Raw genomic sequence first — 22,676 nt, 5'->3', positions numbered from 1 at the left:
CGTCTCCTGGAGGGCGCCGACTTCAGTAGGGTGCGAGTCCTCATGACTCCCACCGGTGACGCCCCCCTCCCGCCCGAGGAGACCTCGGGCCGGTTCTGGCGCCGCCGTGACCGGGCCGAGGGATCGCCGCTGCCGCCGCTGAGCCTCGAGGAGCTGCAGGCGCGCATCGTCGAGCTCACCGCCGCGGCCGAGCGCGCCGCGTCGCTGCGCAACTCCGCGGAGCTGGCCGCGGCCGAGCAGGCAGCGGAGCGCCTCGTCGCCGAGGAGCACGCCGGCGCCGCCTCCCGGGCCCTGACCGAGGCCGAGCGCAGCGCCGAGGACCACGCACGCGCCGCCGCCGACGCCTGGGCGGCCCGCGAGGCCGCCGACCGCGCCGCCGCCGACCACTCCCGCGCCCGGCGTGACGCCGAGGAGTCCGCCGAGCAGGCCGCCACCGCCCGCGCCCGGGCCGAGGAGTCCGCCCGAGCGGCGGCGGTCGCGGCCGAGGAGCTCGCCGTCGCCCTGCGGGAGGCCCAGGAGGTCGCCGCGACCGCTGCGCGCGAGCGGGCCGCCGCCGAGGAGTCGGCGCGCGACGCGCTCGCCGGCGCGGAGACGGCGTACGCCGGGCGCGCAGCGGCCGAGGCCGCCGCCACCGAGGCGGCCCGCGTGGCCCAGGAGGCGTCGACCGCCCGCCAGGCCGCCGACGACGCCGCCCGCGCCCACGCCGAGGCGGCCACCCACGCCCACTCCGACCGGGAGAACGCCGAGCACGCCGCCGTCGCCGCCCACACCTCGCGCCAGGCCGCCGAGACCGCTGCCCGGGACGCCGCCGAGGCCCGCGCCCGGGCCGAGGAGTCCGCCGCGACGGCGCTCGCGGGCCGCGAGGCCGCCGACCTCGCCGCGGCCGAGGCGGCCCGCGCCGCACAGGAGGCGCTGGCCGGCCGCGTCACCGCCGAGCAGGCCGCCGCGCAGAGCGTCGCGGAGGCCGGGGCGAGCGCGGCACGGTCGATCGCCGGAGCCCAGGAGGCGGCCGCACGGGCGACCGCCGACGCCGAGGCGGCCGCGCTCGCCCGCCGCGAGGCCGAGGAGGCCGCGACCGAGCAGTCCGCTCGCGCCGAGCAGGCCCACACCGAGCGCGCCGCGGCGGAGCAGGGCGCGGCCGCAGCCGCGGTGGCCGCAGCGAGCGCCGCCGCTGCGCAGGAGCACGCCGAGGCCCGGGCCGGGGAGTCGGCCACGGCCCGCGCGGCCGCGGAGGCCACCGCCGCCGAGGCCCTCGCCGGCCGTGAGGCCGCCGACGCCGCCGCCACCGAGGCGGCTCGACGGGCCGAGCAGGCCCTCGAGGCACGCGTGCGGGCCGAGCACGACGCCGCCCGTGCCGTCGAGGAGGCCACCGACGCTGCCGCGCGGTCGGTCGAGGAGGCCGAGGCCACCGCCGCCCGCGCGATCGCCGAGGCGCGGGAGGCCGCCACGCGGGAGGTCGCCGCCTCCAGTGCCGCCGCCGCACGGTCGATCACCGCAGCGCAGGAGGCCGCGACCGCCTCGGTCGCCGAGGCCCGGGAGGTCGCAGACCTCGCGCTGGCCGACGCCGAGGCGGCTGCCGCCGAGCGCGACCGCGCAGAGGTCGCCGCCGCCGAGCAGGCCCGCCTGGCCGAGCAGGCCCTCGCCGACCGCAGCGCCGCCGAGGTCGCCGCGACCGCGGCGGCGGTGGCCGCCGCCGCAGCAGCCGCCGGTCGGGAGGCGGCCGAGCAGGTCGCCGCCGAGGCGGTCACCGCCCGGCAGGCCGCCGAGCGCACCAGCACCGAGGCCCTCGCCGGGCGCGAGCAGGCCGACAGCGCCGCGGCCCGGGCGGCCGGGCAGGCCGCCTCGGCCCTGGAGGGCCGTCGCGAGGCCGAGGCCGCCGCCACCCGGACGGCCGAGCAGGCCCAGGAGGCCGAGCAGGCCCGTCTGGTCGCGGAGGAGGCGGCACAGCGCCAGGCCGAGGCCGCCGCCGCGGCCGCGCAGGCCGAGACCGCCGCCCACACCGCCGCGGCCGAGGCCTCCCAGGCCGCGACCGCAGCCGAGTCGGCCCGTCAGCAGGCCGACGAGCTCGCCGCCGAGCAGGCCGCAGCAGCCTCCGCCGCCGCAGCCGCCCGCGCCGAGGCGGAGGAGGCTGCCAGGCGGGCCGGCGACGCCCAGTCGGCCGCCGCCGCGTCCGCCGCCGCCGCCCTCGCCGAGGCCGAGTCGGCCCACGCCGGGCGTCGCTCCGCCGAGCAGGCTGCCCGGGAGTCGGGCGAGACCGCCGACCGCGCGCAGGCCGAGCGCGCCGCCGCGGAGGAGGCGGCGCGGGCACAGGCCGAGGCCGCTCTCGGCGCGCACGCCGACCGCACCGCCGCCGAGGACGCCGCCGCCGGACAGGCCGAGGCGGCCCGGGCGGCCCACGAGGCACGCGCTGCCGCCGACGCCCTCGCAGCCGAGCACGCTGCTGCTGCCCGTGCGGCGTACGACGCCCGGGAGGCCGCCGACCGCGCCGCCGAGGAGGCCCTGCGCGCCCGCACCGCCGCCGAGGAGGAGGCCGCCCACCAGGTGGCCCTCGCCTCCGCCGCGGTGGCCGACCGCGAGGCCGCGGAGCAGCGCACCATCGAGGCGCTCGAAGAGGTCGCCCTCGCGGCACGGCAGCACGCGGAGGAGCTGCGGGCGGCCCACGACGCCCGGGAGGCCGCCGAGCAGGCCGCCACCGAGCAGGCCCGCCTGCGCGCCGAGGCCGAGTCGCTCGCCGAGCAGCGGGCCATCGACCGCCAGGCCGTCGAGTCGTCGGTGCGTCACCAGGCCGAGCTCGTCGAGGCCGCACTCCAGGATCGTCTCGAGGCCGAGCAGCACGCCGCCGAGCTGGCCCGCGAGCTCGCCGAGGCGCGCGAGCAGCTGCTGCGACGACCGGTCGCCGCCCGCCCCGTCGCCGACTCGCGCCACCGCGGCGACGCCGGCGAGGAGGCGGGCTCCTCCGTGACCACCGGAGAGCCGGCGTCCGGTGCGGCCACCGACGTCACCCGCACCCGCGGCCGCGCGTCGTTGGTCGCCCTGGTCCTCGCCGTGGCCGCCCTCGTGGCCGCCGCCGGTGTGGCGATCGGCGGCAGCCCCACCGACGCCGTCGTGCTGGGCCTGGCGCTGCTCGCCGTGCTGCTGGTCTACGTCGGCGCCCGCGCCCGCACCCCCTCCACCCGGGTGAGCATCGACGCCGCCGGCGTGGTCGACATCCGCACCGCCGACAGCCACCACAGCTTCGACCTCCAGCAGCCCGCCACCGAGGTCGAGGTGGTCGGCGAGCCCGGCAGCCGCGGCTGGGAGGTCAGGTTCGTGCGCCGCAGCCTGCCGCCCGTCGTCATCACCGCCAAGACCGTCGACCCCGAGGCCTTCACCCGCGCCCTGCGCGCGTGGCGCCCCACCGCCTGACCCACGACGACGGGCACACGCTCGTCCTTGCTCGGCGGGTGCCGCAAGGCCTGGCTCGACGTCCGGTCGGGACCCGCCGGCCGTCCAGGCAGGAGCCCACCAGGTCGGCCTCCCAGAAGTGGCGGCAAACGACAGCCTCAGGGCCCATCGACGCGTCATTTCCCGCCACTTCTGCGGCCCACCGACAGGGCAGCCGAGCGTGGCGCTCCGCAGTGCCGGGTCACGGGCCGAGTGGAGTCGCGCGATCCCGACTGGCCCGTGGCCGTCCCGCCGACTTGTCCACAGGACGGCGGCACACCAGTGGTTTCGACGCGCCGATTCGGGTTAATTTCACCGTACGGTCCCCTCGGTCCTGGGGCCGGTCCCCTCGGGAAGGACCCCTTCGTGAAGCCCTCTGCTCTCGTCGCCGCAGCCATGACCGTGTCACTGCTGAGCATCGCCGGTTGCTCGGACGATCCGGAGCCACGAATCGCAGATCCCAGCCCGTCACTCGCGCCGTCTGCTAGTGAGGCACCGACGACAACCCCCGTGCCAGAACTCCCCCGTGCGGCGGAAGGAACGAACGCCGCGGCCGCTAAGTCGCTCGTTCGCTTCTACTTCGATCTCGTCAACTACGCACAGACCTCTGGTAAAGCGGAAGTGACAACGCAGATAGTGAATCCAAATTGCTCGGCGTGTGCGGGCGGAACCGAAGCCCTAGCCGCGATCTTTGATGCAGGGGGGCAGATCGAAGGCGGCGATGTGCGCGTCGTCGGCTTAGATGCTGCCTCGGTCCGAGGCGGTCTGATTCGAGGATTCACCGTTACCGCGACGACCGAGACGTCGCCGCAAGTAATCAGGATCCCGGGGGATGGCCCGACGCGCTACGAGGGTGGGCCTGGGAAGTACGAGTTCATCGTTGAACGATTCCAAGGATCTCTGCGAGTGCTGCGTTGGCAGCGGGCAGACGCATGAACCTGTCACAAGCATTGTTGTGGACCCTTATGACCGCCGGACTGCAGGGAGTTGTCCCGGCGGCGGCGGACGACCCCGGTGTGCTGCCGGGCGACGGCGCGTTCTGGGCCAACAATGCCGTTGAGACACCGCCGTCTCAGGCGGGCTCAGTTTCTCAAGCCGGAGAGTCAGATTCCGCAAGTCCCACCCCGGGGACATGGTCGTCGAGCCCCATCTGCGCAGTCGGCGGCGCCCAAACCTGCGCCGAACCTCAATTGTGCCCAGACGGGACACCGGTCACTCTCTGGACCTTCACGTCGCCCGATGGAGAGGTGTGGGAGACAGGCACCTCCTGTCCCATTAATTCACCAACCGCAATAGTTGCTCCCCCACAGGTCACCCCCGGCATGGTGCAGCGAGCACTCGAGCGCGTACCGCTGCCCGAGCCGGACCTCTCGGTCCAGCCGCCCGGGGGCAGGACCCTCATCAACTTCGAGACCAACTTCTTCACCGCCGCCGAGCCCTTCACCGAGACCGTCACCCTGCTGGGGCGACGCGTCGACCTCGACATCACCCCCAGCCAGTTCCGGTGGGCCTTCGGCGACGGCGAGGGGCTGAGCACCACCGAGCCGGGAGCGCCGTACCCCGACCTCGAGCTGACCCACACCTATCTCGAGCAGGGCCAGGTGCGGCCGCGGGTGACCACGGTCTACACCGCCGACTACCGCGTCGACGGCGGGCCGTGGCAGCCGGTGCCCGGCAGCGTCGACATCACCAGCGACCCCGTCGACCTCACCGTCACCGAGGTGACCAACCAGCTCGTCGACTACCGCTGACGCCGCCTCAGCCGCGCGGCGCGAGCCCTGCGCGGAGCCGGTCGGCGATCTCCGCCACGGCCGCGCGCGAGCTGCGGCCCACGCCGACGATGTTGAAGAAGCTGTGGATCTGGTCCTCGAAGCGCTTGAGCTCGACCGTGACGCCGGCGTCGGACAGCTTGCGGGCGTAGGCCTCGCCCTCGTCGCGCAGCGGGTCGAAGCCGGCGGTGCAGACGTAGGCGGGGGCCAGCCCCTCGGGGACGTCGGCGTACGCCGGCGACAGGCGCGGGTCGCGCGGGTCGAGGCCCTCGGTCATGTAGCTGTCGTTGGCCAGCTCCATGAACTCCGCCGACAGGTAGAAGCCCGCCCCGAACAAGCGCAGGCTCTCGGTGGCGCGGGTCGCGTCGGTGGCGGGGTAGACCAGCAGCTGGAAGGCGCACGGCAGGCCCGAGCGGGCCGCCTCCAGCGCGACGCCGGCGGCGAGGTTGCCCCCGGCGGAGTCGCCGCCCACGGCGATCCGGTCGCGGTCGACCCCGAGCTCCTCGACGTGCTCCACGGCCCAGCGGTAGGCGGCGACGGCGTCGTCGTAGGCCGCGGGGAAGCGGTGCTCCGGCGCTAGCCGGTAGTCGACGGCCAGCACGAGGGCCTCGCCGCGCTCGGCGAGGATGCGGCAGGTCGCGTCATGGGTGTCGAGGTCGCCGAAGAAGAAGCCGCCGCCGTGGAAGAACACCAGCAGCGGCGCAGGAGGCTGCCGTACGGCGACCGACACCCGGGCGCGCGGCGTGTAGAGCCGCGCCGGGAGCCCAGCGACCTCGAGGTCGCGCACGGCGCCGATCGGCTGCTTGCCGCCGGCCATCGCGGTCTGCACCCGCGCCTGCACCCGGCCGTCGGGGAAGGCCATCGTCTCGATCGGCGGGTCGCCCGAGAGCTTCTGCAGCTTCAGCATCAGCTGGGTGTCGACGGCGAGGGTCTGTCCGTCGAGCACCACCGGGGAGCCCGCCAGCCGCCGCTGGACGGACGGCGGCAGCGACATGGCGGCGCCGAGCGCTGCCTTCTGCGCAGCGTGGGCGAGGGCCTGGAGGGGCGATCCGTTACTCACGAGTAGGGAACCTAGCCGACGGACCGGCCCAGCGGCAGGAGGTCCAGCCACCGGAGGTCCCGCGCCGACGCACGCGGCACCGTCACTGGTAGACGCGCACGTGGTCGACGACGAGGTACTGCGGGAAGGGAGTTTCCGGCGGGACCGGGCCTCCCAGGTCACCGCCGATCGCGAGGTTGAGCAGCAGGTAGAACGGCTTGTCGAAGGCCCACAGCCCCAGCTGCTCGGCCTCGGCTCGCGACACCCCGCCCCACGGCCGGCCGTCGAGCTCCCACTCCAGCCCGTCGGGCCCCCAGTCGACGGCGTAGGTGTGGAAGCCGTCAGCGAGGGGCGCGCCGGCGTCGTGCTCGCGGGTGACCTGCCACCGGGTGCCGGCCTCGGTGGGCCCGTGGATGGAGCCGGTGACGAGGGTCGGGCTGCGCCCGACGTGCTCCATCACGTCGATCTCCCCCGAGCGGGGCCAGCCCACCTCCGCCCGGTCGGTGCCCATCGCCCAGAAGGCCGGCCACGTGCCGACCCCGGCGGGCACCTGCGCGCGCACCTCCAGGCGGCCGTACTGCCACGACAGGCTGCTCTCGGTGGTCAGCCTCGCCGAGGTGTAGTCGCGCACGGTGCCGTCGGCGCAGGTGTGGCCCGGCGCCGAGAGCGCCGAGACGACCAGGTGGCCCTGCCCGTCGAGCGAGGCGTTGGCCGGGTCGTCGGTGTAGCACTGCAGCTCGTTGTTGCCTCCGCCGTGGCCGAAGGCGTCGGGCTGCCATACAGCAGGGTCGGGCGGGGCGCCGGCCTCGCCGTCGAACTCGTCGGACCACACCAGCCCGGGCGCCCCGACGGCGCCCTCCTCCCCCGGTGACACCGGGGACGCCGGGGACGCCGGGGACGACGGGGCCGGACCCGACGGGTCGGCCGGGTCAGCGGCGTCCGGCGCGCCCGAGCAGGCGGCGCAGCCGGCGAGCACGGTCGCACCGAGGCCGAGCGCGGCCAGGCTGCGACGGGCACGGAGCCGGACTCGACGTGCCACGACCCCTCCTCCGTCTCCCACCCGCGACCGCGCCGCGCGGGGCGTCGTACGACGTCCAGTGAACCCCGCCCGCGTCGCGCGGCGAAACCGGCGCACACCGGCCCCGCGCACCGGTCCGGCGCACCGATCTCGCGAGCCGTCGCGCGAGACACCTCCCGTTCACGCGCGACTGCCACACTGGGCCCATGTCCGCCGAGATCGTCGAGAGCCACGACGCCGCGCCCGAGGAGCCCTTCGACGTCGAGCCGCCCTACGTGCCCGACGACGAGGCGCTGGCGGCGGTGGAGAAGTACGACGACCGGTTCCTCGACCGCGAGCTGAGCTGGCTGCGCTTCAACCAGCGCGTGCTGGAGCTGGCCGAGGACCGCGACCTGCCGCTGCTCGAGCGGGTCCGCTTCCTGGCCATCTTCACCAGCAACCTCGACGAGTTCTTCATGGTCCGCGTGGCCGGCCTCAAGCGGCGCATCGCCGCGGGCCTGGCCGTGCGCGCGGCCAGCGGCCTGATGCCGCGCGACGTGCTGCACCACATCTGGACCACCACGCGCGAGCTCAGCGAGCGCCAGGCCCACCTCTTCCGCGACGAGATCGTGCCCGCGCTGGGCGACCACGGCATCGAGCTGGTGCGCTGGGACGACCTCGACCGCGAGGAGCAGAAGCAGTGCAAGCGGATGTTCAAGGACCGGATCTTCCCGGTGCTGACCCCGCTGGCCGTCGACCCGGCCCACCCCTTCCCCTACATCTCGGGCCTCTCGCTCAACCTCGCCGTGCTGATCCGCAACCCCAAGACCGGCAAGGAGCACTTCGCCCGGGTCAAGGTGCCCCCGATCTTCAGCCGCTTCGTGCCGCTGGGCAACGAGCGCTTCGTGCCGCTCGAGGACGTCATCGGCGAGCACCTGCGCCGGCTCTTCCCCGGCATGGACATCCTCGAAGTCCACACCTTCCGCGTCACCCGCAACGAGGACCTCGAGGTCGAGGAGGACGACGCGGAGAACCTCCTGGCCGCGCTGGAGAAGGAGCTGCTGCGCCGCCGCTTCGGCCCGCCGGTGCGCCTCGAGGTCGAGGAGTCGATCTCCCCCGGCGTGCTGGAGCTGCTCAAGGAGGAGCTGGGGGTCAGGGAGGACGAGGTGTTCCACCTGCCCGGCCCGCTCGACCTGCGCGGCCTGCACGGCATCGCCGACATCGCACGCGAGGAGCTGAAGTACCCCGCGTTCGTGCCGACCACCCACTACCGCCTCGCCGAGGTCGAGTCGGCGGCCCCGGTCGACGTCTTCAAGGCCGCGCGGCGCCACGACGTGCTGCTGCACCACCCCTACGACTCCTTCGCCACCTCGGTGCAGCGCTTCATCGAGCAGGCCGCCGCCGACCCGCACGTGCTGGCGATCAAGCAGACCCTCTACCGCACCTCGGGCGACTCCCCGATCATCGACGCCCTCATCGACGCCGCCGAGGCCGGCAAGCAGGTGCTGGTCATCGTGGAGATCAAGGCGCGCTTCGACGAGCAGGCCAACATCCGCTGGGCCCGCAAGCTCGAGCAGGCCGGCTGCCACGTCGTCTACGGCCTCGTCGGGCTCAAGACCCACTGCAAGCTGGCGATGGTGGTGCGCGACGAGCCCGACGGCATCCGCCGCTACACCCACATCGGCACGGGCAACTACAACCCCAAGACCTCGCGGATGTACGAGGACCTGGGCCTCATCACCACCGACGAACGCATCGGCGAGGACGTCGCGCACCTGTTCAACAACCTCTCGGGCTGGTCGCGCAACGCCTCCTACGACGAGCTGCTCGTGGCCCCCGACTCGGTGCGTCTCGGCCTCGTGGAGCAGATCCACCAGGAGATCAGCCACCACCTGGCCGGTCGTCCCGCGCGGATCCGTCTCAAGGCCAACTCGGTCGTCGACGAGGCGGTCATCGACGCCCTCTACCTCGCCTCGCAGGCCGGTGTGCCGGTGCAGCTGCTGGTGCGCGGCATCTGCTCGCTGCGCCCCGGCGTGCCGGGCCTGTCGGAGAACATCGAGGTCCGCTCGGTGCTGGGCCGCTTCCTCGAGCACAGCCGGGTCTTCCGCTTCGAGAACGGCGGCGAGCCGGTGGCCTGGATCGGCTCGGCCGACATGATGCACCGCAACCTCGACCGCCGCGTCGAGGTGCTGGTGCGCCTGCCCGGCGAGGAGAGCCTGGCCGAGATCGACCGAGTGCTCGACATCGCCTTCGCCCCCGAGACCGACGCCTGGCTGCTCGACAGCGACGGCACGTGGACGCGCAACCACGGCCCGGTGCACCTGCAGGAGAAGCTGATCGAGGGCCAGCGCCGGCGGCGCCAGAGCACCTGACTTTCCCGCCTGGGGCCCCTTGCGCCTAGCATGGCCGACGGTTCTTTTCCTCCTCACCAGGAGTTCTCCGTGGGTTTGCGTTTCCGGCCGGTCGAGACGGCGTTCTACGACCAGTTCTCCGAGTCGGCCCAGCACCTGCTGGTCGGCACGGGCCTGCTCGCCGAGTCCCTCGACAGCACCGCCGACCTCGCCGACGTGGCCGCGCGCATGCGCGAGGCCGAGCACGCCGCCGACGAGACGACCCACGCGATCATCCGCCGGGTCAACCAGACCTTCGTGACCCCGTTCGACCGCGAGGACATCTACGCGCTGGCCTCGGGCCTCGACGACGTCATGGACTGCATGGACGAGGTCGTCGACATGCTCATGCTCTACGAGGTCAAGGCGATGCCCACCGAGCTGCTGACCGACCAGGTCGACGTGCTCCAGCGCTGCGCGGAGATCACCGCCGCCGCGATGCCCAACCTGCGCTCGATGCAGTCGCTCGACGAGTACTGGATCGAGATCAACCGGCTCGAGAACGTCGGCGACCGCAACCACCGACGGATCCTCGCCCACCTCTTCTCCGGGGAGTACAAGGCGATGGAGGTGCTCAAGCTCAAGGACATCGTCGAGGGCCTCGAGGCCGCCATCGACGCCTTCGAGCGGGTCGCCAACACCGTCGAGCAGATCGCCGTCAAGGAGTCCTGAGCCCCTCATGGACCTCGCGATCGTCATCGCGGTCGTCGTCGTCGCCCTGGTCTTCGACTACACCAACGGCTTCCACGACGCCGCCAACGCCATCGCCACCTCGGTGTCGACGCGGGCGCTGACCCCTCGGGTCGCGCTGGGCATGGCCGCGATCATGAACTTCATCGGCGCCTTCCTCGGACAGGAGGTCGCCAACACCGTCGGCTCGGTGATCACCCCGGAATCCGGGGGGTCCCACGGGCTGGTGATCGTGATGTCGGGCCTGCTCGGGGCCATCGCGTGGAACCTGCTGACCTGGTACTACGGCCTTCCCTCCTCCTCCTCCCACGCCCTCATCGGCGGCCTGGTCGGCGCGGCGCTGGCCTCGGGCTCGGTGGTGAAGTGGGACGTCGTGGTCGACAAGATCATCCTGCCGATGATCGCCTCGCCGCTCTTCGGCTTCGCCGCGGCCTTCCTGCTCATGCTCGGCATCATGTGGGGCTTCCGGCGGCGCAACCCCCACCGCACCATGCGCGGCTTCCGGATCGCCCAGACCCTCTCGGCGGCCGCGATGGCGCTGGGCCACGGCCTCCAGGACGCCCAGAAGACGATGGGCGTGATCTTCCTGGCCCTGGTCACGGGCGGGTACGCCGGCGCCGACGACGACCTGCCGATCTGGGTGATCCTGGCCGCCGCCGCGGCCATCTCCGCCGGCACGTGGGCCGGCGGCTGGCGGATCATGCGCACCCTGGGCCGACGCATCATCCACCTCGACCCCGCCCGCGGCTTCGCCTCCGAGACCGTGGCCGCCGGCGTGCTCTACACCACCGCCTTCGTCTTCGAGGCGCCGATCTCCACCACGCACACCATCACCTCCGCGGTGATGGGCGCCGGCGCCACCAAGCGCTTCTCGGCCGTGCGCTGGGGCGTGGCCCGCTCCATCGTCACCGCCTGGGTGCTGACCTTCCCCGCGGCCGGCGCCGTCGCCGCGGGTCTCTACTTCCTCTGCAAGTACGTCTTCCAGCTGCCATGAGCCGACCTCTCTCCGACGACCACCGGCCCCGCCGGACCTTCGCCATCATCAGCCACCCCGACGCGGGCAAGTCGACGCTGACCGAGGCGCTGGTGCTGCACGCCCAGGTGATCACCGAGGCCGGCGCCGTGCACGGCAAGGCCGGGCGCAGCGGCACCGTCTCGGACTGGATGCAGATGGAGCGCGACCGCGGCATCTCCATCACCTCCGCCGCGCTGCAGTTCGAGTACGCCGACCACGTCGTCAACATGGTCGACACCCCCGGGCACGCCGACTTCTCCGAGGACACCTACCGCGTGCTCTCGGCCGTCGACTCGGCCGTCATGCTGGTCGACGCCGCCAAGGGCCTCGAGCCGCAGACCCTCAAGCTCTTCCGGGTCTGCGCCCTGCGCGGCATCCCGGTCATCACCGTCATCAACAAGTGGGACCGCCCCGGCCTCGACCCGCTGGAGCTGATGGACGGCATCGAGAAGCAGATCGGTCTGCGGCCCACCCCGCTGACCTGGCCGGTCGGCATCGCCGGCGACTTCCGCGGGGTGCTCGACCGGCGCAGCGGGGAGTTCATCCGCTACCTGCGCACCGCCGGCGGCTCCACCCGCGCCCCCGAGCAGCACCTGCCGGCCGAGCAGGCCGCCGCCGAGGAGGGCGAGGCCTGGACCACCGCCCAGGAGGAGCACGAGCTGCTCTCGGCCGACGGCGCCGACCACGACCAGCAGCGCTTCCTCGACGGCGCCACCACCCCGGTGCTCTTCGCCTCGGCCCTGCTCAACTTCGGCGTCGCCCAGATCCTCGAGCGGCTGCTCGAGCTCGCCCCTCCCCCGCACGCCACGCCCACCGAGGCGGGCGGCGTGCGCGAGGTCGACGAGCCCTTCAGCGCCTTCGTCTTCAAGGTCCAGTCCGGCATGGACTCCGCCCACCGCGACCGGCTCGCCTACGCCCGGGTCTGCTCGGGCGTCTTCGAGCGCGGCATGGTGGTCAAGCACGCCTCCACCGGTCGACCCTTCGCCACCAAGTACGCCCAGGCCGTCTTCGGCCGTGAGCGCTCCTCGGTCGAGACCGCCCTGCCCGGCGACATCATCGGCCTGGTCAACGCCAACGCCCTGCGGGTGGGCGACACCATCCACGACGGCCCCGCCGTGCGGTTCCCGGCCATCCCGACCTTCGCCCCCGAGCACTTCATGAGCGTGCGCGCCAAGGAGTCGGGGCGCTACAAGCAGTTCCGCCGCGGCATCGAGCAGCTCGACCAGGAGGGCGTGGTCCAGGTGCTGCGCTCGACGGTGCGCGGCGACCAGAACCCCGTGCTCGCCGCGGTCGGCCCGATGCAGTTCGAGGTCGTGGCGGCGCGGATGGAGACGGAGTTCAACGCACCCGTCACCATGGACTCGTTGAGCTACACGATCGCGCGGCGCACCCGCGCCGAGGACGCCGACGTGCTGCGCGGTGTGCGGCAGATCGAGGTCCTCGAGCGCGCCGACGGCGCCCACATCGTGCTCTTCCCCGACAAGTGGCGGGCCCACACCGTGGCCCGCGACCACCCCGACATCCTGATCGAGGAGCTCCCGGCCAGCACCTGACCGACGCACCCGCGTCGGTGAGCACGCGCGCCGGACTCCCGCGATCGCCAGCACCACCCCGAAGGAGCACCCATGAGTCACCCCCATCCCGAGCTGAAGCGCCCGCCGCGCCTGCCCCGCAAGGGCCTGCGTGTCGTCGCCCTCGGCGGCCTCGGCGAGGTCGGTCGCAACATGACCGTCTTCGAGCACGACGGCAAGCTGCTCATCGTCGACTGCGGCGTCCTCTTCCCCGAGGAGCACCAGCCCGGCGTCGACGTGATCCTGCCCGACTTCGAGTGGATCCGCGACCGTCTCGACGACGTCGTCGCCGTCGTGCTGACCCACGGCCACGAGGACCACATCGGCGGCGTGCCGTACCTGCTGCGCGAGCGCGCCGACATCCCCCTGGTCGGCTCGCGGCTCACGCTCGCCCTCATCAAGGAGAAGCTGAAGGAGCACCGGATCCAGCCGGTGCTGGTGGAGGTCAAGGAGGGCGAGACCCGCTCCTACGCGCCCTTCGACCTCGAGTTCGTCGCGGTCAACCACTCCATCCCCGACGCCCTGGCCGTCGCCATCCGCACCTTCGCGGGCATGGTGCTGCACACCGGCGACTTCAAGATGGACCAGTTCCCCCTCGACCGGCGCATCACCGACCTGCGCGCCTTCGCCCGCCTCGGCGAGGAGGGCGTCGACCTCTTCCTCACCGACTCCACCAACGCCGAGGTGCCCGGCTTCACCACCTCCGAGCGCGAGCTGCTGCCGGCCATCGAGCAGGTCTTCCGCACGGCCCCGCGCCGCGTCATCGTCTCCAGCTTCGCCAGCCACGTGCACCGCATCCAGCAGGTGCTCGACGCCGCCCACGCCCACGGGCGCAAGGTCGCCTTCGTCGGGCGCTCGATGGTGCGCAACATGGGCGTGGCCCAGGACCTGGGCTACCTCACCGTGCCGCCCGGCCTGATCGTGCCGCTCGACCAGCTCGAGAAGCTCCCGCCCCACAAGGCCGCCCTGGTCTGCACCGGCTCGCAGGGCGAGCCGCTGGCCGCGCTGTCGCGCATGGCCAGCCGCGAGCACAAGATCCGCGTCGGCGAGGGCGACACCATCCTCATGGCCAGCTCGGTGATCCCGGGCAACGAGAACGCCATCTCCAACGTCATCAACGGCCTGACCCGCTGGGGCGCCAACGTCGTGCACAAGGGCAACGCCAAGGTGCACGTCTCGGGTCACGCCAGCGCCGGCGAGCTCGTCTACTGCTACAACGTCGTGCAGCCGCGCAACGTGATGCCCGTGCACGGCGAGTACCGCCACCTGCGGGCCAACGCCGACCTGGCCATCAGCACCGGCATGGACCCCGCCAACGTCGTGCTCGCCGAGGACGGCGTGGTCGTCGACCTCGTCGACGGCAAGGCCTCCGTGGTCGGCAAGGTGCGCTGCGGCAACGTCTACGTCGACGCCCAGACCGTCGGCGGCGTCACCGAGGCCACGCTCAAGGACCGGCGCACCCTCGCCGAGGAGGGCGTCGTCACGGTGCTCGCCATCGTCGACGCCGACACCGGCGAGCTGGCCGACCCGCCGGACTTCCTGGTGCGCGGCTTCGAGCACGCCCCCGACGCCTTCGACGGCGCGATCAAGGTCATCGAGCGCACCCTGGCCCGCGCCGCCGCCGAGGGCATCGGCGACTCCCAGCAGCTCGAGCAGATGCTGGGGCGCGACATCGGCCGCTGGTCGCACAAGACCTTCCGTCGCAGCCCGCTCATCATCCCGCTGGTCATCGACGCCTGAGCGACCGGCCAGGAGCACGACCACCGGCGCGGCGCCGTCCGAGGAGGACGGTGCCGCGCCGGTGGCGTGCTGGGGGCACGCGGCTACCGTGGGCGCCCTGATGGACATGCCGATGAACGACCGCGTCCCCGACTGGGTCACCCCCCTCGCCTGGGTCTTCCTGGCCCTCTCGCTGGCCACGGCGGCGGTGATCGCCGTCGACGTCCTGCTGCGCGGGCACCGCCGGCGTACCCCCACCCTCGACGTCGTGTGGATCTCCTCGGGCCTCTACCTCGGACCGTTCGCGCTGCTGCTGTGGCGCCGCCACCGCGACCAGGCCGACCGGACCGACCGGGCCGCCTCCCCCGCGGTGGAGGGGCTGCCCGGCGGGTCGGCCTCCGCGCTGGCCCACCTGGTCGGGGTGCCGCTGGTCGTCGCCTCCGGGCTCACCATCGCCGGGATCGACCTGTGGGTGATGATCCTGGTCATCGGCGCGCTGGCCGTCGCGCTGCTCTTCGTCCACGAGCGGGCCACCCTCCGCACCCCCGTCGGCACGGCGGCGGCGACGGCGGTGCTGACCGTGCTGGCCTTCGACGTGGGCATGGGCGGCTGGATGGTGCTGCTCCACCTCGCCGAGCTGATGCCGCCGGCGACCGAGGGCGCCTTCTGGTTCCTCATGCAGCTCGGGGTGGTCCTGGGTCTGGTCACCGGCTACCCCGTGGTGCGGTGGCTCGCCGAGCGGCGCGGCGTGGCGACCGCCTGACCTCGCGCCCGGGGGCTCAGGCGTCCCGGCCGGGGCCGGGTGCCTGCTCCTCCGGCCGGTCCAGCAGCTCGGTCAGGTGCCCGACGGCGTCGCGGGCAGAGCGGTTGGCGCCGATGAGCGTGGCGCTGGCGGCGCCGGTCCAGTCGCCGTAGCCCACGAAGAGCAGCCGGGGGTCGTCGGCGGAGACCGTCGGGTGGTCGGCCCGAGTCAGCGGGTGGCCGTCGACGCGTCGCAGCCCGACCCCGGTGACCGGCACGAGCGCGGGCCGGAAGCCGGTGCACCACACGACGTCGTCGACGGCCTCCTCCCGGGCTCCCCCGCCGACACCGTCGTCGGCCCAGCGGGCGCCGGTGGGCGTCAGCCGCTCCGGCAGCGGTACGGCGCGCAGGCCGCGCCGGTCGCGGGCGTGCTGGACGCTGGGGACGGCGACCACGTCGCCGAGGCCGCCGACACCGGGGCCCTCGCCCGCGACCGCGCGGGTGGCCGCCTCGAAGAGGGCCCGGCCGTCGACGTCGTCGGGCAGCAGGCGGGGCTGCTCGCGGGCGGCCCAGACGACCCGCGCAGGCGGAGGGTCGGCCAGCAGCAGGTCGGCGGCCACCTGGGCCGCGGAGTTGCCGCCGCCGACGACGAGCACGCGGTGCCCGGCGTACCCGGCGGGGCCGTGGTAGTCGACGGTGTGCAGCTGCCGGCCGCCGAAGTCCTCGGCGCCCGGGAAGGCAGGGCGGAAGGGGCGGCTCCAGGTGCCGGTGGCGCTGAGCACGGCCCGGGCGCGCACGTCGCCGGCGTCGGTGCGCACGAGCACCGCGCGGGGGTCGCTCGCGTCGATCTCCCGCACCCGCACGGGCCGCAGCACGGGCAGGGCGTAGCGGGCCTCGAAGGCGGCGAGGTAGTCGCGGACGTGGGCGGCCGGCGGCGTGCCCGGGCCGGTCCAGGGAGGCATCGGCCAGCCGGGCAGCGAGGAGTGGGCCGCCGGGGAGAAGAGCCGCAGGCTCGACCAGCCCTCGGTCCACGCGCCCCCGGGCACCGCACGGTCGTCGAGCACCACGAAGGTCAGCAGGCGCTCGCGGCGGCGGTTGGCGCGCACGAGGTGGTAGGCGGCGGCCAGCGCCGACTGCCCGCCGCCGACGACGACCACGTCGACGGCGGCGGGCAGCCCTCCGTGCGGCGGCGTGGTCAGGCCGTCAGCTCCGCGAGCAGCTGCTGCACGCGCTGGTCGATCTCGTCGCGCACCGCGCGCACCTCGTCGGGGCCCTTGCCGGCCGGGTCGGTGAGCGCCCAGTCCTCGTAGCGCTTGCCGGGGAAGATCGGGCAGGCGTCGCCGCAGCCCATGGTGATGACGACGTCGGAGGCCGCGACGTCCTCGGTGAGCAGCTTGGTGGGCACCTCGGCGGAGACGTCGATGCCGAGCTCGTCCATCACGGTCACGACCGCGGGGTTGATCGTGTCGGCCGGCGCCGAGCCGGCCGAGCGGACCTTCACCCGCCCCTGGGCGTGGTGCTGGAGCAGGGCGGCGGCCATCTGCGAGCGGCCCGCGTTGTGCACGCAGACGAAGAGGACCTCGGGCGTGGTGGTCATGTCAGGACTCCTGCGAGTGGGCGGGGCTGGGGTCGGGGTTGGGGTCGGGAGCGGGTGTGCGGTCGGGGGTGGGGTAGAGGCGACGGCGCGCCCAGAGGGCGACGTAGACGAGGGCGACGAGCACCGGCACCTCGATGAGCGGGCCGACGACGCCGGCCAGCGCCTGGCCGCTGGTGACGCCGAAGACGCCGATGGCCACGGCGATGGCCAGCTCGAAGTTGTTGCCGGCCGCGGTGAACGACAGCGTGGCCGTGCGCTCGTAGCCCAGGCCCAGGCGGTGGCCCAGGGCGAAGGAGACGCCGAACATGAGGAAGAAGTAGGCCAGCAGGGGCAGCGCGATCCGGGCGACGTCGCCCGGGCGGCTGCTGATCGTGTCGCCCTGGAGGGCGAAGAGCACCACGATGGTGAAGAGCAGGCCGTAGAGCGCCAGCGGGCCCACCCGGGGCAGGAAGGTCGACTCGTACCACTCCCGGCCGCGGGCGCGCTCCCCCAGCACCCGGCTGAGCCAGCCGGCCACCAGCGGCACGCCGAGGAAGATCGCGACGTACTTCGCGATCTCCCAGGCCGAGACCTCCAGGCCGCTCTGCTCCAGGCCGAGCCAGCCGGGCAGCAGGTCGAGGTAGAACCAGCCCAGCGCGGCGAAGGCCACGATCTGGAAGACCGAGTTGATCGCGACCAGGACGGCGGCGGCCTCGCGGTCACCGCAGGCCAGGTCGTTCCAGATGAGGACCATGGCGATGCAGCGGGCCAGGCCGACGATGATCAGGCCGGTGCGGTACTCCGGCAGGTCGGGCAGCATCAGCCACGCCAGCGCGAACATCAGCGCGGGGCCGACCACCCAGTTCAGCCCGATGGAGGCCGCGAGCAGCCGCCGGTCGGAGGTCACGGTGCCGAGCCGGTCGTAGCGGACCTTGGCCAGGACGGGGTACATCATCACCAGCAGCCCGACCGCGATCGGCAGCGAGACCGAGTCGACCTCGACCGCCGAGAGGGCGTCGTCGAGACCCTCGACGGAGCGGCCGAGCACGAGCCCGACCACCATCGCCACCCCGATCCAGACGGGCAGGAACCGGTCGAGCGTCGACAGCTTGGCCATGACCGCGCCGTCGCGGGGGTCGCCCTGCGACGCGGTGCCGGGCGGGGTGGACGGCGGGGTCGAGAAGGCGCTCACGCGGGCACCCCCGCCGTGTCGAAGAGCGAGCCGAGGGCGGCCATCGCCGCGGGCCGCGCCTGGTAGTAGACCCACACGCCGCGCTTCTCGCGGTCGAGGAGACCGGCGTCGTGCAGCACCTTCAGGTGGTGGCTGATGGTGGGCTGGGAGAGGTCGAAGGCGGGCAGCAGGTCGCACACGCACGCCTCGGCCCCCTCGTGGGACAGCACCAGCGACAGCAGCCGCAGCCGCACGGGGTCGGCGATCGCCTTCAGCAGCGGCGCCAGCTGCCCGGCCTGCTCGTCGGAGATCGGCTCGCGCGCCAGCGGGGTGCAGCAGGCCAGCGGGTCGTCAGGATCGGGCGCGGCGCCCTCAAGCATCGACATGCGTCAATATTGACACACGTCGATGCCTTCCGCCACCGGCCGGGAGGTCCCGCCCCGACTCAGCCGAAGCGACCGGAGATGTAGGCCTCCGTCGACTCCATGTCGGGGTTGGTGAACATCTTCTTGGTGGGGTTGAACTCCACCAGGTGGCCCGGCTCCCCGGTCGCCTTGAGGTTGAAGAAGCCGGTGTCGTCGGAGACGCGCGCCGCCTGCTGCATGTTGTGGGTGACGATGACGATCGTGTAGTCGGCCTTGAGCTCGTGGATGAGGTCCTCCACGGCCGAGGTCGAGATCGGGTCGAGCGCCGAGCACGGCTCGTCCATGAGCAGCACCTGCGGCTCGACGGCGATCGCGCGGGCGATGCACAGCCGCTGCTGCTGGCCGCCCGAGAGGCCCATGCCGGGCTTGCCGAGACGGTCCTTGACCTCGTTCCACAGGTTGGCGCCCTTGAGGGAGCGCTCGACGATGGTGTCGGCCTCGGCCTTCTTCATCCGCTTGGCGTTGAGCCGGTTGCCCGCCAGCACGTTGTCGTAGATCGACATCGTGGGGAACGGGTTGGGCCGCTGGAAGACCATGCCGATCTGGCGGCGCACGGCCACCGGGTCGACCGACGGGTCGTAGAGCGACTGGCCGTCGACGACGACCTTGCCCTCGGCGCGGGCGCCGGGGATGACCTCGTGCATGCGGTTCAGCGAGCGCAGGAAGGTCGACTTGCCGCAGCCCGAGGGGCCGATCAGCGCGGTCACCGCCCGCGCCTTGATGGACATGGTCACGCCTTGCACGGCGAGGAAGTCGCCGTAGTAGATGTCCAGGTCGGAGACGTCGATGCTCTTGGCCATGACGGGTGGGTCCTCTCAGGGTGCCGCGGTCAGCGGCCGGTCTTGGGGGCGAAGAAGCTGCCGAGCACGCGGGCGATGACGTTGAGCAGCATCACGATGGTGATCAGCACGAGCGCCGCGCCCCAGGCGCGCTCGACCTGGAAGGGGACGTACTCCGCGAGTCCGCCGCGGGTCGCCTCGGAGAAGATCAGCACGGGAAGGGTGGCCATGCTGCCCTCGAAGGGGTTGAAGTTGGTAGAGCGCAGCGTGCCGACGATGAGCAGCAGCGGCGCGGTCTCCCCCGCCACCCGGGCGACGGCGAGCGTGACGCCGGTGATGATGCCGCCGATGGCGGTGGGCAGCACGACCTTGGTGATCGTGCGCCACTTCGGCACGCCCAGCGCGTAGGAGGCCTCGCGCAGCTCGTCGGGCACGAGCTTGAGCATCTCCTCGGTGGCGCGCACCACGATGGGGATCATCAGCACCGACAGCGCGATCGAGCCGCCGATGGCCATGCGGGTGCCGGGGCCGAAGATCAGCGTGAAGAGGGCCAGCGCGAAGAGCCCCGCCACGATGGAGGGGATGCCGGTCATGACGTCGACCAGGAAGGTCAGCACGCGCGCCAGCCGGCTCCCCTTGCCGTACTCGATGAGGTAGATCGCGGCCAGCACGCCGATCGGCACCGAGATCACCGTGGCGATCGCGGTGATGATCAGCGTGCCCATGATGGCGTGGTAGATGCCGCCGCCCTCGCCGAGGACGCCGTCCTGGGAGAAGGTCAGGAACTCCACCGACAGCGCCGGGGCGCCGCGGCTGATCACCTCCCAGATCACGGCCACGAGCGGCATCATCGCCACGGCGAAGGTGGTCCACACGACGGTGGTGACCAGGCGGTCGGTGCCCTTGCGCGAGCCCTCGACGGCGGTCGACCAGGCCGGGAGGGCCACGACGAGCAGGATCCAGCCGACCACGACGACCGGCACGGGGCCCCAGCCCAGCAGCAGGCCGACGAGCGCGGCCAGGCCGAAGGCGACCAGGGCGGCGACGGCCGGGGCCCAGCCGGGCAGCTGCGGGCGGGTCAGGGTGATGCTCTCGCCGGGGGCCGGCGAGGGACGGGTCTGGAGATCGGTCACGGGGTCACCCCTTGGCCTGGCCGCGGGCGGCGAGCCAGCGGCCGAGGAAGTTGACGGCGAAGGTCACGACGAAGAGCACGAGCCCGCCGAAGATCAGCACGTTGGTCTTGATGCCGGAGGCGTTGGAGTAGTTCAGCGCGATGCTCGCGGCGATCGTGGAGGGGTTCTGCGAGGAGATCAGGTTGATCGTGATGACGCCCGAGGCCGCCAGCACCATCGCCACGGCCATGGTCTCGCCGAGCGCACGACCCAGGCCGAGCATGACCGCCGAGGTGACCCCCGAGCGCGAGTAGGGGAAGACCGTCATCCGGATCATCTCCCAGCGCGTGGCGCCGAGGGCCAGGGCGGCCTCCTCGTGCATGCGCGGGGTCTGGGCGAAGACCTCGCGGCACAGCGCGGTGATGATCGGCAGCGCCATCACCGCGAGCACGACGCCGGCGGTGAGGATCGTGCGGCCGGTGGTCACCGGGCCGGCGAAGAGCGGGATGAAGCCGAGGTTGTCGGCCAGCCACTGGTAGACGGGGAAGACCCACGACTGCAGCGTCTCGCGGCCCCACAGGCCGTAGACGACGCTGGGCACGGCGGCGAGCAGGTCGATGGCGTAGCCGATGTAGCGCGCCAGGCGCCGCGGCGCGTAGTGCGAGATGACCAGTGCGACGCCGATGGCCAGCGGGGTGGCGATGATCAGCGCGATGACCGCGGCGATCACGGTGCCGTAGAGCAGCGGCCAGACGTAGAGGACGATGTTGTCCTTGCCGTAGGCCTGGTCGCCGCTCGCCGAGAAGGCGGGGATGCTCTGCAGGAGCAGGAAGAGCGCCACGCCGGCGAGGGCCAGCATGATCAGCAGGCCCGCCCCGCGGGCGAGGCCGGCGAAGACGACGTCACCGCGTCGGCTCACCACCTGGTCCTCGAGGGGCTCGGTCGGCCCCCCACGTGGCTCGGTGCTGGTGCTGGTCACCTGGGTCCCCCTGGTTCGGTGGCCCCGTCGGGGCCGCTCGTGCTGCCGTGTGGTGCTGGTCTGCGGGTCGATTGGGGGGTCCGGGCCCGTGAGGGCCCGGACCCCCGAGGGTCACGTCGGTGTCAGCCGGCCGTGATCGTGTCGACGATCGCGAGGGCCTGCTCCTCGAGCTCCGGGGCGAGCGGGGCCACGCCGGCCTCGTCGGCACCGAACTGCTGGCCCTCCTCGCTGAGGACGTAGGACAGGTAGGCCTTCACGAAGTCGGCGTCGGCCTGCTCGGGGTAGGTCGGGCACGCGATCATGTAGGAGGTCAGCACGATCGGGTAGGTGTCGGCCTCGTCGGTGGTGTAGTCGAGGTCGAAGATCAGCTGGTTCTCACCGGCGTCCTCGGCGGCCGGCGAGACCGCGAGGATGTTGGCGGCCGCCTCGGCGGAGGGCTCGACGAAGTCGGAGCCGACCCCGATGTTGGCGGCGGGCAGGTCGCCGGCCTGGCTGGCGTCGGCGTAGCCGATCGCGTTCTGGCCGTCGGTCACGGCGCTCACCACGCCGGAGGTGCCCTGGGCGCCCTCGCCGCCGAAGGCCTGCGGCCAGGTCTCGACCGCACCCTCGGTCCAGGTGTCGCCGGCGGCGACGCTGAGGTAGTTGGTGAAGTTCTCCGTGGTGCCCGACTCGTCGGAGCGGTGCACGGGGTTGATCGTCGCCGAGGGCAGGTCGGCGTCGGGGTTGTCGGCCTCGATGGCCGGGTCGTTCCACTCGGTGATCTCGCCGGCGAAGATGCCGGCGAGGGTCTCCGGGGAGAGGTTGAGCTCGTCGACGCCGTCGACGTTGAAGATGATCGCGATCGGGCTGACGTAGTTCGGCACCTCGATGGGGGCCTCGCCCTCGCAGCGCTCGGTGGCGGCGGTCAGCTCGTTGTCGGGGGCCTCGTCGACGAGGTAGGCGTCGGAGCCCGCGGTGAGGTAGGCGCCGGAGATGAAGTTCTCCCGGCCGCCGCCCGAGCCGACCGGCTCGTAGGTCACGGTCGCGCCGGGCTGCACGTCGCTGAAGCCGGTGGTCCACGCGAGCTGGGCGGCCTCCTGGGAGGACGCACCACCGATCGTGTACTGGCCCTCGACGCTCACGTCGCTCGACGCGCTGTCGCCGTCGGAGCCGGTGGAGCCGGAGTCGGTCTCGTTGCCGGCGGCGCAGCCGGCCAGAGCGAGGGTCATCGCTGCGATGCCGGGCACGATCACGCGGCGGATGGAAGTGCGCTTCACTTCGTTGCTCCTGAAGTCTCAGAT

Annotated in this window: 19 protein-coding genes; 9 read left to right on the top strand and 10 right to left on the bottom strand. The window is 73.2% G+C overall.

Annotated features, from left to right (window positions below; all coding sequences use genetic code 11):
• Window positions 1–42: 42 nt before the first annotated feature.
• The 3 genes from ASF50_RS19875 (at window position 43) to ASF50_RS02525 (ending at window position 5,174) form a co-directional block, all read left to right on the top strand.
• Window positions 43–3,405, top strand: a complete 3,363-nt coding sequence (locus tag ASF50_RS19875; RefSeq protein WP_056903383.1) for a hypothetical protein — start codon at window positions 43–45, stop codon at window positions 3,403–3,405.
• 384 nt (window positions 3,406–3,789) lie between these two features.
• The gene (locus ASF50_RS18750; RefSeq protein WP_156718043.1) at window positions 3,790–4,359 is read left to right on the top strand and encodes a DUF6318 family protein; all 570 of its coding nucleotides are present in this window, start codon (window positions 3,790–3,792) and stop codon (window positions 4,357–4,359) included.
• 386 nt (window positions 4,360–4,745) lie between these two features.
• Window positions 4,746–5,174, top strand: a complete 429-nt coding sequence (locus ASF50_RS02525; RefSeq protein ID WP_056903382.1) for a hypothetical protein — start codon at window positions 4,746–4,748, stop codon at window positions 5,172–5,174.
• Between the two features lie 7 nt (window positions 5,175–5,181).
• Here the strand turns inward: ASF50_RS02525 and ASF50_RS02520 are convergent, their stop codons facing one another.
• Complete coding sequence (locus ASF50_RS02520) at window positions 5,182–6,252, bottom strand: alpha/beta hydrolase (RefSeq protein ID WP_228942513.1); 1,071 nt, start codon at window positions 6,250–6,252, stop codon at window positions 5,182–5,184.
• An 82-nt stretch (window positions 6,253–6,334) separates the two neighbouring features.
• Window positions 6,335–7,270: a family 16 glycosylhydrolase gene (locus ASF50_RS02515; RefSeq protein WP_056903381.1), complete on the bottom strand. Its 936-nt coding sequence runs from the start codon at window positions 7,268–7,270 to the stop codon at window positions 6,335–6,337.
• Window positions 7,271–7,455: 185 nt separating this feature from the next.
• Between ASF50_RS02515 and ASF50_RS02510 the strand changes: the two genes are divergently transcribed.
• From ASF50_RS02510 to ASF50_RS02485, 6 genes are all read left to right on the top strand, one after another.
• Window positions 7,456–9,600, top strand: coding sequence for an RNA degradosome polyphosphate kinase (locus ASF50_RS02510; protein WP_056903380.1), 2,145 nt, complete (start codon window positions 7,456–7,458; stop codon window positions 9,598–9,600).
• 69 nt (window positions 9,601–9,669) lie between these two features.
• Window positions 9,670–10,290, top strand: a complete 621-nt coding sequence (locus ASF50_RS02505; protein ID WP_235557532.1) for a DUF47 domain-containing protein — start codon at window positions 9,670–9,672, stop codon at window positions 10,288–10,290.
• Window positions 10,291–10,297: 7 nt separating this feature from the next.
• The gene (locus ASF50_RS02500) at window positions 10,298–11,302 is read left to right on the top strand and encodes an inorganic phosphate transporter (protein ID WP_056863412.1); all 1,005 of its coding nucleotides are present in this window, start codon (window positions 10,298–10,300) and stop codon (window positions 11,300–11,302) included.
• The gene (locus tag ASF50_RS02495) at window positions 11,299–12,876 is read left to right on the top strand and encodes a peptide chain release factor 3 (RefSeq protein WP_056863411.1); all 1,578 of its coding nucleotides are present in this window, start codon (window positions 11,299–11,301) and stop codon (window positions 12,874–12,876) included. Before ASF50_RS02500 ends, ASF50_RS02495 begins: the two co-directional genes overlap by 4 nt.
• 72 nt (window positions 12,877–12,948) lie before the next feature.
• A complete protein-coding gene (locus ASF50_RS02490; RefSeq protein ID WP_056863410.1) occupies window positions 12,949–14,634 on the top strand; it encodes a ribonuclease J in 1,686 nt (561 codons plus the stop codon).
• A 100-nt stretch (window positions 14,635–14,734) separates the two neighbouring features.
• The gene (locus ASF50_RS02485; RefSeq protein ID WP_156697796.1) at window positions 14,735–15,376 is read left to right on the top strand and encodes a DUF4396 domain-containing protein; all 642 of its coding nucleotides are present in this window, start codon (window positions 14,735–14,737) and stop codon (window positions 15,374–15,376) included.
• A gap of 16 nt (window positions 15,377–15,392) precedes the next feature.
• Here the strand turns inward: ASF50_RS02485 and ASF50_RS02480 are convergent, their stop codons facing one another.
• From ASF50_RS02480 to pstS, 8 genes are all read right to left on the bottom strand, one after another.
• Window positions 15,393–16,511 carry an NAD(P)-binding domain-containing protein gene (locus tag ASF50_RS02480; RefSeq protein ID WP_200920025.1) on the bottom strand — a complete coding sequence of 373 codons (1,119 nt, stop codon included), beginning with the start codon at window positions 16,509–16,511 and terminating at the stop codon, window positions 15,393–15,395.
• 38 nt (window positions 16,512–16,549) lie between these two features.
• A complete protein-coding gene (locus ASF50_RS02475; RefSeq protein ID WP_056863407.1) occupies window positions 16,550–16,951 on the bottom strand; it encodes an arsenate reductase ArsC in 402 nt (133 codons plus the stop codon).
• Between the two features lies 1 nt (window position 16,952).
• Window positions 16,953–18,047 (bottom strand): ACR3 family arsenite efflux transporter, encoded by a 1,095-nt coding sequence (gene arsB, locus ASF50_RS02470; RefSeq protein ID WP_056904197.1) that lies wholly within the window; start codon window positions 18,045–18,047, stop codon window positions 16,953–16,955.
• A gap of 71 nt (window positions 18,048–18,118) precedes the next feature.
• The gene (locus ASF50_RS02465) at window positions 18,119–18,487 is read right to left on the bottom strand and encodes an ArsR/SmtB family transcription factor (RefSeq protein WP_056863406.1); all 369 of its coding nucleotides are present in this window, start codon (window positions 18,485–18,487) and stop codon (window positions 18,119–18,121) included.
• A gap of 59 nt (window positions 18,488–18,546) precedes the next feature.
• Window positions 18,547–19,326, bottom strand: a complete 780-nt coding sequence (pstB, locus tag ASF50_RS02460; protein WP_056863405.1) for a phosphate ABC transporter ATP-binding protein PstB — start codon at window positions 19,324–19,326, stop codon at window positions 18,547–18,549.
• A gap of 29 nt (window positions 19,327–19,355) precedes the next feature.
• A complete protein-coding gene (gene pstA, locus ASF50_RS02455; protein WP_056863404.1) occupies window positions 19,356–20,438 on the bottom strand; it encodes a phosphate ABC transporter permease PstA in 1,083 nt (360 codons plus the stop codon).
• Between the two features lie 4 nt (window positions 20,439–20,442).
• The gene (gene pstC / locus ASF50_RS02450; protein WP_228942507.1) at window positions 20,443–21,336 is read right to left on the bottom strand and encodes a phosphate ABC transporter permease subunit PstC; all 894 of its coding nucleotides are present in this window, start codon (window positions 21,334–21,336) and stop codon (window positions 20,443–20,445) included.
• 182 nt (window positions 21,337–21,518) lie between these two features.
• Window positions 21,519–22,652, bottom strand: a complete 1,134-nt coding sequence (pstS, locus tag ASF50_RS02445; RefSeq protein WP_056863403.1) for a phosphate ABC transporter substrate-binding protein PstS — start codon at window positions 22,650–22,652, stop codon at window positions 21,519–21,521.
• Window positions 22,653–22,676: the final 24 nt, after the last annotated feature.

It is taken from the genome of Nocardioides sp. Leaf307, from assembly GCF_001423135.1.
GTDB lineage: Bacteria > Actinomycetota > Actinomycetes > Propionibacteriales > Nocardioidaceae > Nocardioides > Nocardioides kribbensis.
The sequence above is the reverse complement of the archived record's forward strand: the minus strand, read 5'-3'. Positions and strand labels throughout refer to the sequence as shown.